Here is a 13,244-nt window from a genome sequence, read left to right on the forward strand (position 1 = left end):
GCGGAAAATCAGGCGGCGCGGTGGAGTTTCGGGCCGGTTTTCGGGACCAGCACGATATTCGAAAGCCCTTCGATCCGGCCCAGCGTATCGGCCAGCTTGCCGTCGACCTTGTAGTCGTGACCGAGTCTGAGGACCGGATGGTCGGCAGTTCCGATGTCGAGAGCGACCTGCACTTCGCCGTGCCCCGGCGGCCCGGGCTGGAGCGCCAGCGCAAGTTCACCCAGTGCAGCCTCGGTCTCGACATCGAGCGTCAGCAGCATGCGCTGACCACCCGCAACCTGCGCCAGCGGGCGGGCCCCGCGAATGGTGACGCGCGGCGGCTCGTCGGGCGACGGCGAATCGAGCTCCACATCGAGCAGCACGCAAGCGCTTTCCTCGGCCCACTTGGTGAACTGCGGAACCAGGCTTTCCTCGAAACATGCCGCGCTGAACTGGCCCGACGTGTCCGAGAAATCGGCCCTGATGAAGTCCTTGCCACGGCGCGTCTGCCCCCGCTTCGCGCCTTCGACCATTGCCGCCACGACCGCGCGGCTGCGCCCTTCGCCCGCAGGTCCGCCCCCCTCCATCAAGGAGGCGTAGCTGCGCGCGCCATTGGCGCTGGCCACATCGCGGAAGCCTTCTATTGGATGGGCGGAGAAATAGAAGCCGAAGGTCTCGCGCTCCTTCGCCATGCGCTCGGCACGCGGCCAGTCGTCGGCTTCCTTCATCCGGATGCGCTCGTTTGCGCCGTCGTCGCCGCCAAACAGCCCTTCCTGCCCGCTGCTACGTTCGCGGATCGCCGCGTCGGCCACCGCCAGCAGCAGGTCGACATTTTCCGCCAGCTTGCCGCGATTGGGTTCGAGGTGATCGAAAGCCCCCGCCGCAATCAACGCCTCGAGCTGGCGCGAGTTCATCGCGCCCTTGGGAAGGCGGCCGAAGAAATCGTCGAGGCTTTCGAACCAGCCATGCGCCTCGCGCTCGGCCACGACCGCTTCCATCGCTTTCTCGCCGACATTCCGCAGCCCGGCGAGTCCGTAGCGTACGGCATAGCCCTCGTCGGTCCGCTCGACCGTGAATTCGGCTTCGGAGCGATTGAGGTCCGGCGCCGCGACCGCGATCTCGTTGCGACGCGCATCGTCGACGAACAGGGCGAGCTTTTCCGACTGGTCCATGTCAAAGCACATGGCCGCGGCATAGAATTCCTCGGGGTAATGCGCCTTGAGCCACGCGGTCTGGTAGGCGAGCAGCGCGTAGGCGGCGGCGTGCGACTTGTTGAAGCCGTAGCCCGCGAACTTGTCGATCAAGTCGAACAGCTCGTTGGCCTGCTGCGCCTCGATATCGGAGACCTTCTTGCAGCCTTCGACGAAACGGCCGCGCTGCTTGTCCATCTCCGCCTGGACCTTCTTGCCCATCGCGCGGCGCAGCAGGTCGGCATCGCCGAGCGAATATCCCGCAAGGATCTGCGCGGCCTGCATCACCTGTTCCTGGTAGACGAAGATCCCGTAGGTCTCTTCGAGGATCTCGGCGAGCTTGGGATGCGGGTATTCGATCGGCTCGATCCCCGCCTTGCGCTTGCCGAACAGCGGGATGTTGTCCATCGGGCCGGGCCGGTAGAGCGAGACGAGCGCGATGATATCCTCGAACTTGGTCGGCTTCACCGCTGTCAGGGTCCGGCGCATGCCCTCCGATTCCAGCTGGAACACGCCGACCGTGTCGCCGCGCTGCATAAGATCGTAGACGGCCGTATCGTCCCAGCTGATCGCGCCGAGATCGCAGGCAATGCCGCGCTTTTCCAGCAGGTCGACCGCCTTCTGCAGGACCGAAAGCGTCTTGAGGCCGAGGAAGTCGAACTTCACCAGCCCCGATCCTTCGACCACCTTCATGTCGAACTGGGTCACGGGCATGTCCGACCGGGGATCGCGATAGAGCGGCACCAGCTCGGCCAGCGGCCGGTCGCCGATCACCACCCCGGCGGCGTGAGTGGAGGAATTGCGCGGCAGACCCTCCAGCTGCATCGCGAGGTCGACCAGCGTCTTCACCGCGTTGTCGTTGGTGTATTCGGCCTTGAACTCGGCCGCACCGTTGAGCGCGCGCGGAAGGCTCCACGGGTCGGTCGGGTGATTGGGCACCATCTTGCACAGCCGGTCGACCTGGCCGTAGCTCATGTCCAGAATACGCCCGCAATCGCGCAGGACCGCGCGCGCCTTCATTTTTCCGAAGGTGATGATCTGCGCGACCTTGTCCGCCCCGTACTTCTCCTGGACGTAGCGGATCACCTCGCCGCGCCGCGTTTCGCAGAAGTCGATATCGAAATCGGGCATGGAAACGCGTTCGGGGTTGAGGAAGCGTTCGAACAGCAGGCCCAGCCGGATCGGATCGAGATCGGTGATCGTGAGCGCCCACGCGACGAGGCTGCCTGCGCCCGAACCGCGCCCCGGCCCCACCGGAATGCCCTGGTCCTTTGCCCACTTGATGAAGTCCGCAACGATCAGGAAGTAGCCGGGAAAACCCATGTTGGAGATGATGCCGACTTCCTTGTCGAGCCGGTCGCGGTATTCGAGAATTTCGTTCCAGTATCCGTTCGCCTTGAGCGCTTCGAAGGGCTGCGCCGCTTCTCGCAAGGCATCGGCATTTGGGAACGACATGGCTTCGACCAGCTCGTCCCGAACGGTTTCGGGATAGAGCGGGATCAGCCGGTCGAGCAGCCCCTTGCGCGCATCCTCGGCCAGCATGCGCACCTCGCCCTCGATATCGCCGGCAAGGCTCGGCAAGATCGGCGCGCGTTCTGGCGGGGCGAAGGCGCAGCGGCGCGCGATGGTGAGCGTGTTGGCCAGCGCCTCGGGCAGATCGGCGAACAGTTCCGCCATCATCGGGGCCGATTTGACATAGGCGGCCTTGGCGGACTGCGGGCGATCCTCCTCCCACAGCTTGCGGCTGTTGGCGATGCACAGCATCGCGTCGTGCGCCTTGTAGAAATGCGGTTCGGCAAAGTTGGCGGGGTTGGTCGCGACCAGCGGCAGGTCGCGTTCGTAGGCAAGGTCGAGCAGCGCCTCTTCTGCCGCTTGCTCGGTCCGAATGCCGCGCCGCGCGAGTTCGATGTAAAGCCTCTGCGGGAAGAGAGCTTCCAGCCGATCGAGATAGCGGGTGGCGTGCTCAATCTGGCCCTCTGCCAGCAGCTGCGTGACCGCGCCTTCGGCTGCCCCGGTCAGAGCAATCAGGCCATCCGTGTGGCCCTCCAGCGCATCCAGCGGAACATGCGGCACCAGTTCGAGCGGGCGATCGAGATGCGCGGCGCTGACGAGCTTGCACAGGTTCAGCCAGCCGGCGTCGTCCTGCACGAAAAGCGGCAGATGATCGATCGCCTCGCTGTCCGGCCGCGCCACGCCAAGCAGCGCGCCAACGATGGGCTGCACGCCATTCTCAAGGCACGCATTGGCGAAGGGCACGCTGCCGTAAAGCCCGTTGCGGTCGCACATGGCGATGGCGGGAAAGCCGCGCTCTGTCGCCAATTTCGCTATCGCCTTGGGCTCGATCGCCCCTTCGAGCATCGAGTAGGCGGAGAGCACGCGCAGGGGAACGAATTGAGCGAAAGCCATCGGATCAAGCTAGCAACCGGCGTCGCCCGTTCAAGCGGCCGGAGCGATCGACAAGGGGATAAGCGGTGGAGTGTTTCAAGCGGCCGGAGGTACGCCCTCCGTGGCCTTGGCCGCCGCGATCTTGCGCCGCGTCTCGCGCACCTGCGACCACGCGCCGTAGACGATGAGCGCGGCCAGGAATATCCATACCCACACGGGAATATCCTGCCCGAAGATGGCCAGATACAGATACGCGGAAACAAAGAAGAACCCTGCCAGCATGGTCGGCAGCACCGTCGACCGGCCCGCCCGCGCCCGCTTCACCAACCACGCGATGGAGACGAGGAAGAACGGGATCGCGCCGACATAGATCGCCACGAACACGTACGGGTTCACATTGTACTGCGCGCCCTGTGCAAGGATCCACTCGTTGATCGATTCGAGCATGCACCCGCTCCTTGTCATGGTCTGCCCGACCATACGCGCGAAGGCGCAGGAGGGTTACAGCCGCACTGCACAGCGCTGCGTCAGCCCGGGAAGTCAGGCCTCTTGGAAAGCGCTTCCACTTCGGACGGCGTGTACATGCGATCGCCCAGCTTCTGGATCACGTGATTGCGCCGGTCGTCTTCCGGCATGGCCATCATCATCTTGACCATGTTGCTGAAGCTACCTTCGTGCAGGCCCTTGGCCCCGTCGAACAGGCCCTGCCCGTCGTCTTTCACGTGAATCTCAGCCCGGTCGTCCCAGGCAATGCCGCCTTCGGCCGCTTCGCCGCCATAGGTCGTTGGGTGGTCGCTCATCTTTCTTGCCTCCTCTTTGCCCGTGCAACGCTACAAGCGTCGCGAGGGTCCGCAAAATTGCCGGGGATCACGCGCCGGGCACGTTCTCGAGCTTGCCGTCATGAAGGCGGACCACGCGGTCCATCTTCCGGGCAAGCCGTTCGTTATGGGTTGCGACCAGTGCCGCGCTGCCCTGCCCGCGCACGAGTTCGAGAAACTGCGCCAGCACTTTCTCGGACGTCGCCTCGTCCAGATTGCCCGTCGGCTCGTCGGCCAGCACGAGCTTGGGACTGTTGGCGAGCGCGCGGGCCACGGCCACGCGCTGTTGCTCGCCGCCCGAAAGCTGGCTCGGGCGATGGTTCAGCCGTTGCGCCAGGCCGAGCGCATCGAGCAGGTCGCTAGCGCGTTTCTCGGCCGCATCGCGCGGCGTGCCGCCGACCAGTTGCGGCAGCACGACATTCTCGATCGCGCTGAAGTCGGGCAGGAGATGATGGAACTGGTAGACGAAGCCCAGATGCTCGCGCCGCAGCGCGGTGCGCGCCTGGCTGTCCGACTTTTCCGCCGCCTGCCCCGCGAGCACGATGGTGCCGCCAAAGCCGCCTTCCAGCAGGCCGACCGCCTGCAGCATCGTCGACTTGCCCGAACCCGAGGGGCCGAGGAGCGCGACGAGCTCGCCCGGCATCACCTTCAGATCGACACCGCGCAGCACGTCGATCCGCACTCCGCCCTGTTCGAAGCTGCGGGTGACGCCGCGCAATTCCACGACGGGTTGGACGCCCCGATCACTCATAGCGAAGCACCTGCACAGGGTCGGTATTGGCCGCCTTGAACGCGGGATAGAGCGTGGCAAGGAAGCTAAGTACGAGTGCGAGCATCACGATACCGAACACTTCCCACGGGTCGGTCTTCGCAGGCAGCGTCGTGAGGAAACGCACGGACGGGTCCCACAATTCCTGGCCGGTGACGAGGCCGATGAATTCGACGATTGGCTGGCGGAAAATCAGCACCAAAGCTCCCAGCAACAGACCCGCGAGCGTGCCGATGGCGCCGACCGTGAAGCCCGTCGTCACGAAGATCTTGAGGATCGACTGCCGCCCAGCGCCCATCGTGCGCATGATCGCAATGTCGCGCGTTTTGGAGCGGACCAGCATCACGAGGCTGGAAAGGATGTTGAACGCGGCGACCACGACCATGAAGCTGAGCGCGAAGAACATCGCCACCCGTTCCACCTGCAAGGCCTCGAAGATCGAGCTGTTGATCTGCTGCCAGTTGCGCACGATCGCGGTGCCGGCGAGCTTCTGCTCCACCGGAGCCATGATCTCCTGCACCCGGTCCGGATCCTCGGTCGTCACGCGGATCATGCCGATCGTGTCGCCCGTCAGCAGCAAGGTCTGCGCCTGCGGGATCGGCATGACGATGAAGGCCCCGTCGTAATCGTACAGGCCGACTTCGAAGATCGCGCCGACTTCGTATCCGACCTGTCGGGGTACGGTGCCGAAGGGTGTGGAGCGCCCGGCCGGATTGATGACGGTGATCACGTCGCCCAGCCGCGCGCCGATATTCTCCGCCAGACGTGCACCGATCGCGACCTGATCCGCGCCTGGCTGAATCCGCCCCATATCGCCGAGCACCACCTTGTCCGAAAGTTCGGCGATCTCCTCCTGAGTCTGCCCGCGAACGACGACCGCTTCGGCGCGGCCATTGAAAGTCACGAGCAGCGGCTGGTCGATCAGCGGCGAGGCATCGGTGACGCCGTCGGTCGCCTCGATTTCCTTGAGTACGTCCTGCCAGCTGTCCAGCCGCCCGCCATAGGCCTGCACGATCGCGTGGCCGTTCAGCCCGACGATCTTGTCGAGCAGCTCGGCGCGAAAGCCGTTCATGACGCTCATCACGATGACCAGCATGGCGACCGACAGCATCACCACGCCGATGGCGATTCCGGCGACCAGCTTGATGAACCCCTCGCCCTTTCCGGGCCAGAGGTAACGCTTGGCGATGGTCCATTCGAAGGCGCTGAGAAACAAGGGGCCGTCCGCTATTATCGGTATTGGCCCAGCGCCTTAGGAAGGCGCGCATGACTGTGCAATGAAAAGGGGAATTTTCAGATTGCACGGCGCGGCGGGAATTCACCTGCCGAGCCCATGACGGCAAGGGACAAGCCTTGTAATTCCTCTGTCACATCGCCAATGGAGCCACGACCGGCACTGGCAACGGGCGCACCCCCCCAATGACCTCCCCCAGGAACCCCATCATGAACCTGCACCATCCCTTCGATGATGAGGACGGAGACAGCCTGCACGAAGAATGCGGCGTATTCGGCGCGATCAACGTGACTGGCGAGGCAGCTGCCACTACCGCGCTGGGCCTGCATGCGCTCCAGCATCGCGGGCAGGAAGCGGCCGGGATCACCAGTTTCGACGGTTCGCAATTCTATACGCGGCGCGGGCTCGGCCATGTGGCGGAGAATTTCTCCAGCGCCGAAAGCATCGCCGAACTGCCCGGTTTCATGGCGGCAGGCCATGTGCGCTATTCGACCACCGGCGGAGCGGGCCTGCGCAATGTCCAGCCGCTCTATGCCGATCTTTCGACCGGCGGCTTCGCGATCGCGCACAATGGCAACATGTCGAATGCGGGCACCTTGCGCGAAGAACTGGTCGGCAAGGGCGCGATCTTCCAGTCTACCTCCGATACCGAGGTCATCATCCACCTCGTCGCCACCAGCCGCTATCCCACGATGCTGGACAAGCTGACGGATGCGTTGCGTCTGGTCGAAGGGGCCTATGCGATCATCGTGATGACCCCGCGCGGGATGGCCGCCTGCCGCGATCCGCTCGGCATTCGTCCGCTGCAGATGGGTCGCATGGGCGATGCGGTCGTGTTCGCGAGCGAGACCGTGGCATTCGACGTGGTCGGCGCGCAGTTCGAGCGTGAGGTCGAACCCGGGGAGCTGATCGAAGTCGACTTCGACGGCACGATCCGCACTCACCGGCCCTTCGGCAACAATCCCGCCCGCCCCTGCATCTTCGAGCATGTCTATTTCAGCCGCCCCGATTCGATCTTCGGCGGTCGCTCCGTCTACGAGGCGCGCAAGGCGATCGGGACCGAGCTTGCGAACGAGGCACCGTGCGATGCGGACCTGGTGGTGCCGGTGCCCGACAGCGGCGTGCCGGCCGCAATCGGCTATGCCCAGCAATCGGGCCTGCCCTTCGAGCTCGGCATCATCCGCAGCCACTATGTCGGGCGCACCTTCATCCAGCCTTCGGACGGCGCGCGGCATTCGGGCGTGCGACGCAAGCACAATGCAAACCGCGGCCTCGTCGAAGGCAAGCGGATCGTGCTGATCGACGATTCGATCGTGCGCGGGACCACCAGCATGAAGATCGTCGAGATGATGCGCGATGCGGGCGCGACCGAGGTGCATTTCCGCGTCGCCAGCCCGCCGACCGCGCACAGCTGCTATTACGGGGTCGACACGCCCGAGCGGAGCAAGCTGCTTGCCGCCCGCATGGAACTCGAGCCGATGCGCGAGTTCATCAAGGCGGACAGTCTCGCCTTCATCTCGATCGACGGTCTTTATCGCGCGGTCGGCAAGGAATCGCGCGACAAGGCCTGCCCGCAATTTTGCGACGCCTGCTTCACCGGGGACTACCCGACCCGCCTGACCGACGTCTCGCGGCGCGACGCGGCATCGGCACAGCTCTCCTTCCCCGAAAACGAAACCGTCGACGAGCCTGCCTGACATGAGCGAAAACAAGCCATTCGAAGGGCGCGTCGCGCTCGTCACCGGTGCATCGCGCGGGATCGGCGCGGCCGTCGCGCAGGAACTGGCCGCGAAGGGCGCGCATGTGATCCTCACCGCGCGCGACGATGCGGCGCTGGAACAGGTCGAGGATGCCATCCACAATGTCGGCGGCACGGCAACCATTGCCCCGGTCGATCTGGGCGAGAGCGACGGTGTCGCGCGCCTCGCACAGGCCATTGCCAGCCGCTGGGATGCGCTCGACTTTCTCGTCATCAGCGCCGCCTACCTGCCCACGCTCACTCCCGTGACGCAGATCGATCCCAAGCAGTTCAATACCGCGATCACGACCAACATCCTCGCCACCCAGGCCCTGCTGGCGGCATTCCACCCGTTGCTCAAGCGTGCCGACGCGGCCCGCGTGATCGGCCTGACCAGCAGCGTGGGAGAGGCTCCCCGCGCATATTGGGCGGCCTATGGATCGACCAAGGCGGCATTCGACAACCTGTTGCTCGCCTACGGGCAAGAGGTCGCCAACACCGGACCGGTCCGGGTCGCCGTCATCGATCCGGGCGCAACCCGTACGCAAATGCGGGCCAAGGCCTACCCGGGTGAGGACCCGCAGACGGTCAAGCCACCGCAAGAGGTCGCGGTGCACATCGCCCAGCTTCTCGAGAACGATTTCGAAACCGGGCATCGAGAGAGGGTTGGTTAACCGCGCTTAGCCATCCCTACTCATAACCCGGCAACTCAATCCAGCCAAAATCGTTTTAGATTAATGGCTTGAACCGGGTTGGACATGAAACTTAATACAGACGCGCTCTATGAAGGAGCGGCGCAGGAAGACCGCTGCGCGCCGCGCACCAAGCTCGCGATCCCGGCTCAGATGCGGGTCAGCGGGGCACGCGCTTTCAAGACGGTGGTTCACGATCTCTCGATCGCCGGCTTCAGTGCATCGGCGATCGGCCGCCTGGAACCCGACCAGATCTGCTGGCTGACCATCCCCGGCATGCAATCGATCCAGGGCCGGATCGTATGGTGGGACCGCTCAATCACCGGTGCCGCCTTCGACGATATGATCGACCCTGCGGTGCTCGACAACGTCCTGGCGCAGTGGCGGAGCCCGCTCGGCGGGGGCGTGACGCGGTCCTGCCTGTACTAAGGCTCGCGTCCCTTCGCTCTGCTCGGGGCCGCCCATCACTCGGGGCCGGCCCCGAGTGAAGCCTTAGAGGCCCGCCGCGATCGTCTCGAGCAGCTCGCGCCGTTCTGCGGTCAGTTCCGGACCCGTCGCGCGCGGCCAGTTGGACACCATGGCGATCACCGCGTTGCTCTCCGGCAACAGAGTGATCGACTGGCCGAAAATGCCTTGCGCACCGTAGCTTTCGCCGGGGTAGCTCCACCACTGGTAGCCATATCCGTAGCCGTTACCGAAATCGACCTGCGGACTGCCCGCCTCTGCGAACCAGCCATCGGGCACCACGCCCCTGCCACCTTCGAGCACGAACTGGCCGAAGCGCGCGTAGTCCCGCAACGAGGCCGACAGACAGCAGCCGCCCACGCTGCGGCCCGACAGGTCGGTCTGCCAGAACAGCGGCTCCTCGAACCCCGCCGGATCGACGATCTTGCGCTTGGCATATTCGGCCAGCGTCTCGCCCACCGCATTTTCCACCAGCACGCCGATGAGGTTGGTCTCACCGGTCTTGTAGACCCATTTCTCGCCCGCCGGTGCCTCGCGCGGCAAGGTCTTCATATATTCGACCACCTGGTCCTCGCCCGGCTCGGGCGTGACGTTGAACATCTTTGCAACGTCCGAATCGGGGTCGGTGTAGTTCTCGTTCCATTTCACCCCGGACGTCATGGTGGCGAGCTGTTCGACCGTGACATCGTCATACGCGCTGCCTGCGAGCCCGGGCACGTATTTGGACACCGGATCGTCCAGACTGTCGATGAAGCCGTCCCTCACCGCTGCACCCAGCAGGGTAGAGGTGAAGCTCTTGGCGACCGAGAAGCTGGTCCAACGCCCCTCAGGGCCGAAGCCCAGCGCATAATTCTCGTACCGGATCTTGCCGTCCTGAAGCACGATCAGGCCCGCCGTTCCCTGCGAGGCCATGTAGCTGTCTATCGCGGCCTGCGTGCCAGCGGGAAGCGACGTATCCTGCGCGAGAGACCGCGCATCCGGACTGGCCTGCACTTCCTGGCCGGGGAAGTAGGTCTCCATCGAACGGAACCGCGCGGAGCGTGTCGCATCATCCCAGAAGAGCACCTCAGCGCCCACGACCGGCTTCGGATCGCTCGGCACGCTGGCGGTCACACCCGGCGTGGCGTCTATCGCCGGCACGGTGGAACACGCGGCGAGCGGCAGGGCCAGCGCGCCGAGCATCGCAAGATACTGTCTCAAATCATCTCTCCTTGACCAGGGTGACCTGGTGAACATCGATCCCGCCGCCGCGGAATCCGCCTTCGCAATACATCAGGTAGTAGCGCCACAGGGCCTTGAAGCGGTCGTCGAACCCCGGCGGCAGCAGGCCGTCGCTCGCCGCCCGCTCGAAATTCTCGCGCCACATCCGCAAGGTTTCGGCATAGTCCGTGCCGAAGCGCGTCTCCTCCCGCCAGGCGAGCCCGCGTTCTTCGGCGAGGCGGCGAAATTCGGATGTGCGGATCAACAGCCCGCCGGGGAAGATATAGGCTTGGATGAAATCCGCGCTCGCCGCGTAGGCGTCGAACAGCGAGTCCTTCATGGAAATGAACTGGATCGCGGCGCGCCCGCCCGGCTTCAGATTGCGCGCGACGCAGTCTATGAAAGTCGGCCAGTATTCGCGCCCCAACGCCTCGACCATCTCGACGCAGGCGATCGCATCGTATTGTCCATCGGTGTCGCGGTAATCCTGCCTGAGGAAACGCGCATTGCCGCATCCCTGACGCCGCGCCCACGCCAGCTGTTCTTCGGACAGGCTGATCCCGTCGACCTGGCCCCCGCGATCCGCCGCCGCGCACGCCAGGGTGCCCCAGCCGCACCCGATTTCGAGCACGCGGTCGCCCGGTTCGATGTTCAGCCGGTCGAGGATCGAGGCGATCTTGGCACGCTGCGCCGCATTGAGAGTCTGCGCAGCGTTGCCGTCTGCAAAACAAGCGGCGGAATAGGTCATGGTTTCGCCGAGCCACGCGGCGTAGAAGTCGTTGCCGAGGTCGTAATGCGCGGAAATGTTCTTCGCCGCGCCCGCCTTCGTGTTGCGCTGCCGATTGTGCGCCGCCCGCAGCGCACGTTTCCCGGCCCCTTTCGCGCGCGCCGACTCGCCCAGCCTTTCGGCGTTCTGCATGAAGACCGCGAACAGCGGCACCGGATCGGGGCTGCTCCATTCGCCCGCTTCCCAGGCCTGATACCAGCCGACCGAGCCACCCGTCGCCACGCGCACCAGTGCGCGCCAGTTGTGGATATCGATCTCGGCCTCGAAACCGGGCGCACGGCCTCCAAGAAGCCGCGTGGTGCCATCGGGCAGGCGGCCGAGAACCGCGCCGCGCGCCATACCAGTATCCATCCGGTCGAGGAGCTTATGAAATCCGGGAGCCAGCAGGCGCGAAAGAAAGCCGGGACGCCGTTGGAAGCGCTGGCTGGCGGCAAGCAGTTCGCTCCCGCGTGGTTGTCCGGTTACCCCCATGCCGGGCCGTTTATGCCGAGACGACCGGGGAGCGACAACCCATTAGAATATAACTGGTCGCGCGACCGCCGACCAATGCCCGGTCCAGCACCTCAATCGTCTTTCATGTCCCGATAGGCCTGCAGCGCCCGCTCGCGCCCTTCCTTGTGGCTGATGATCTTTTCGGGATAATCGTCGGGGCGGCATTGGTCGGATGGATCGTGAATTTCATCGTCGGACAGATCCGCCAGCTCGGGCACCCACTCGCGGATATAGCCTGCCGCATCGAACTTATCCGACTGCTTGAGCGGGGCCATGATCCGCGGGAACATGTTCGAGTCGACGCCGGTGCCTGCGACCCATTGCCAGTTCGTGGCGTTGGACCCGTAGTCGCCGTCCACCAGCGTATCCCAGAACCAGCGCTCGCCATGCCGCCAGTCGATCAGCAGGTGCTTGATGAGGAAGCTGGCCGCGATCATCCGCACACGGTTGTGCATCCAGCCGAGTGCCCAGAGCTGACGCATCCCTGCATCGACGATGGGGTAGCCGGTCCGGCCCTGCTGCCAGGCCTCCAGCTCTTCCTGGATGATGTGGCCGCGATTGGGATTGCGCCACAGCTTGTTGTCGTCGATCGCGTCGCGGTAGGTTTCGCGCGGATAGTCGGGAAACTGATAGATGATGTTCTGCGCGTAATCGCGCCAGATCAGCTCGCTCTCGTACGTCTTCCAACCCTCGCTGCGCTTGTCCTTCAGCGCATGCCAGATCGTCACCGGGGAGATTTCGCCCCAGTGCAGGTGCGGCGACAGCTGCGAGGTCTGGTCGACGCTGGGGAGATTGCGCCCGTCCTCGTACTCGCCGACATGTTCGGTCCACCACTTGAGCCGGTCATGCGCGGCGTCTTCGCCGACCTTCCAGAAATCCTCCATTCGCGTGGCCCAGTTCGGGCTCGTCGGGAGCAGGTTCCAGTCGGACAGGTCGTCGCTCTCGGGCAGGTCGGATGGCTGCGAGATTGTGGGGGGCACAGGCAGCTCGTCGCGCGGCGGCATGATTTCAAGCATCGAGCGGTAGAACGGGGTGTAGATCTTGTACGGATCGCCGCTGCCGGTCGTCGCGGTGCCCGGCGGCATCAGGTAATTGCCATCGTGCAGGCAGAGCTCGCATCCCTCGGGAAGCGCGTCCCTGAGGTCCTCCTCCGCTTCGCGCCACCATGGCTCGTAATGGCGGTTGGCGTGGATCGCTCCGGCGCCGAGCTGGTCCGCCAGCGAGGCGAGCACCGACACGCTGTCGCCCTTGCGCAGGACGATACGTGCGTTGTGCCGGCCGAAGCCTGTCGCCAGACTTTCCAGCGAGTGGTGCAGCCACCAGCGATGCGCACCGCCATAGGTGCGGTCGTCGTCGCCCCTGGGCCGCTCGTCGTCGAGCACGAAAACAGGGACCACCGGTCCGGCTTTCGCAGCGGTGTGGAGGGCGGGCTGATCGGCCAGGCGCAGGTCGCGCCGGAGCCAGACGATTTGGGGAGAAGCCATGAGCAAGGAAC

At 64.8% G+C, this 13,244-nt stretch carries 11 protein-coding genes; 3 read left to right on the top strand and 8 right to left on the bottom strand.

What is annotated here, in order from left to right; translation table 11 throughout:
- Window positions 1–8: 8 nt before the first annotated feature.
- The 5 genes from dnaE to DL238_RS11510 form a co-directional block, all read right to left on the bottom strand.
- Window positions 9–3,575 carry a DNA polymerase III subunit alpha gene (gene dnaE, locus DL238_RS11490; RefSeq protein ID WP_115492386.1) on the bottom strand — a complete coding sequence of 1,189 codons (3,567 nt, stop codon included), beginning with the start codon at window positions 3,573–3,575 and terminating at the stop codon, window positions 9–11.
- Between the two features lie 75 nt (window positions 3,576–3,650).
- Window positions 3,651–4,001: a hypothetical protein gene (locus DL238_RS11495; RefSeq protein ID WP_115492387.1), complete on the bottom strand. Its 351-nt coding sequence runs from the start codon at window positions 3,999–4,001 to the stop codon at window positions 3,651–3,653.
- 80 nt (window positions 4,002–4,081) lie between these two features.
- Window positions 4,082–4,354, bottom strand: coding sequence for a hypothetical protein (locus DL238_RS11500; RefSeq protein WP_115492388.1), 273 nt, complete (start codon window positions 4,352–4,354; stop codon window positions 4,082–4,084).
- Window positions 4,355–4,421: 67 nt separating this feature from the next.
- Entirely contained in the window at window positions 4,422–5,123 is a 702-nt protein-coding gene (locus DL238_RS11505; RefSeq protein WP_115492389.1) for an ABC transporter ATP-binding protein, read from the bottom strand.
- On the bottom strand, window positions 5,116–6,357 hold the full coding sequence (locus DL238_RS11510) for a lipoprotein-releasing ABC transporter permease subunit (protein WP_115492390.1): 1,242 nt from the start codon (window positions 6,355–6,357) through the stop codon (window positions 5,116–5,118). Before DL238_RS11510 ends, DL238_RS11505 begins: the two co-directional genes overlap by 8 nt.
- 227 nt (window positions 6,358–6,584) lie before the next feature.
- Here DL238_RS11510 and purF point away from each other — a divergent pair, with 227 nt between their 5' ends.
- From purF to DL238_RS11525, 3 genes are all read left to right on the top strand, one after another.
- Entirely contained in the window at window positions 6,585–8,072 is a 1,488-nt protein-coding gene (gene purF, locus DL238_RS11515) for an amidophosphoribosyltransferase (RefSeq protein WP_115492391.1), read from the top strand.
- A 1-nt stretch (window position 8,073) separates the two neighbouring features.
- On the top strand, window positions 8,074–8,787 hold the full coding sequence (locus tag DL238_RS11520; RefSeq protein ID WP_115492392.1) for an SDR family NAD(P)-dependent oxidoreductase: 714 nt from the start codon (window positions 8,074–8,076) through the stop codon (window positions 8,785–8,787).
- An 84-nt stretch (window positions 8,788–8,871) separates the two neighbouring features.
- On the top strand, window positions 8,872–9,234 hold the full coding sequence (locus DL238_RS11525; RefSeq protein ID WP_115492393.1) for a PilZ domain-containing protein: 363 nt from the start codon (window positions 8,872–8,874) through the stop codon (window positions 9,232–9,234).
- 63 nt (window positions 9,235–9,297) lie between these two features.
- Here DL238_RS11525 and DL238_RS11530 read toward each other — a convergent pair whose 3' ends face one another.
- The 3 genes from DL238_RS11530 to DL238_RS11540 form a co-directional block, all read right to left on the bottom strand.
- Entirely contained in the window at window positions 9,298–10,470 is a 1,173-nt protein-coding gene (locus tag DL238_RS11530) for a serine hydrolase domain-containing protein (RefSeq protein WP_115492394.1), read from the bottom strand.
- A gap of 1 nt (window position 10,471) precedes the next feature.
- Window positions 10,472–11,728 (bottom strand): SAM-dependent methyltransferase, encoded by a 1,257-nt coding sequence (locus tag DL238_RS11535; protein WP_115492395.1) that lies wholly within the window; start codon window positions 11,726–11,728, stop codon window positions 10,472–10,474.
- 92 nt (window positions 11,729–11,820) lie between these two features.
- Window positions 11,821–13,233, bottom strand: a complete 1,413-nt coding sequence (locus DL238_RS11540) for a cryptochrome/photolyase family protein (protein ID WP_115492396.1) — start codon at window positions 13,231–13,233, stop codon at window positions 11,821–11,823.
- Window positions 13,234–13,244: the final 11 nt, after the last annotated feature.

The sequence above is a fragment of the Alteriqipengyuania lutimaris genome, assembly GCF_003363135.1.
GTDB lineage: Bacteria > Pseudomonadota > Alphaproteobacteria > Sphingomonadales > Sphingomonadaceae > Alteriqipengyuania > Alteriqipengyuania lutimaris.

What these genes read in the sequence shown, in the direction of transcription:
- dnaE (WP_115492386.1), bottom strand. Translation starts at nt 3,575, where the DNA reads ATGGCTTTCGCTCAATTCGTTCCCCTGCGCGTGCTCTCCGCCTACTCG.
- DL238_RS11495 (WP_115492387.1), bottom strand. Translation starts at nt 4,001, where the DNA reads ATGCTCGAATCGATCAACGAGTGGATCCTTGCACAGGGCGCGCAGTAC.
- DL238_RS11500 (WP_115492388.1), bottom strand. Translation starts at nt 4,354, where the DNA reads ATGAGCGACCACCCAACGACCTATGGCGGCGAAGCGGCCGAAGGCGGC.
- DL238_RS11505 (WP_115492389.1), bottom strand. Translation starts at nt 5,123, where the DNA reads ATGAGTGATCGGGGCGTCCAACCCGTCGTGGAATTGCGCGGCGTCACC.
- purF (WP_115492391.1), top strand. Translation starts at nt 6,585, where the DNA reads ATGAACCTGCACCATCCCTTCGATGATGAGGACGGAGACAGCCTGCAC.
- DL238_RS11520 (WP_115492392.1), top strand. Translation starts at nt 8,074, where the DNA reads ATGAGCGAAAACAAGCCATTCGAAGGGCGCGTCGCGCTCGTCACCGGT.
- DL238_RS11525 (WP_115492393.1), top strand. Translation starts at nt 8,872, where the DNA reads ATGAAACTTAATACAGACGCGCTCTATGAAGGAGCGGCGCAGGAAGAC.
- DL238_RS11535 (WP_115492395.1), bottom strand. Translation starts at nt 11,728, where the DNA reads ATGGGGGTAACCGGACAACCACGCGGGAGCGAACTGCTTGCCGCCAGC.
- DL238_RS11540 (WP_115492396.1), bottom strand. Translation starts at nt 13,233, where the DNA reads ATGGCTTCTCCCCAAATCGTCTGGCTCCGGCGCGACCTGCGCCTGGCC.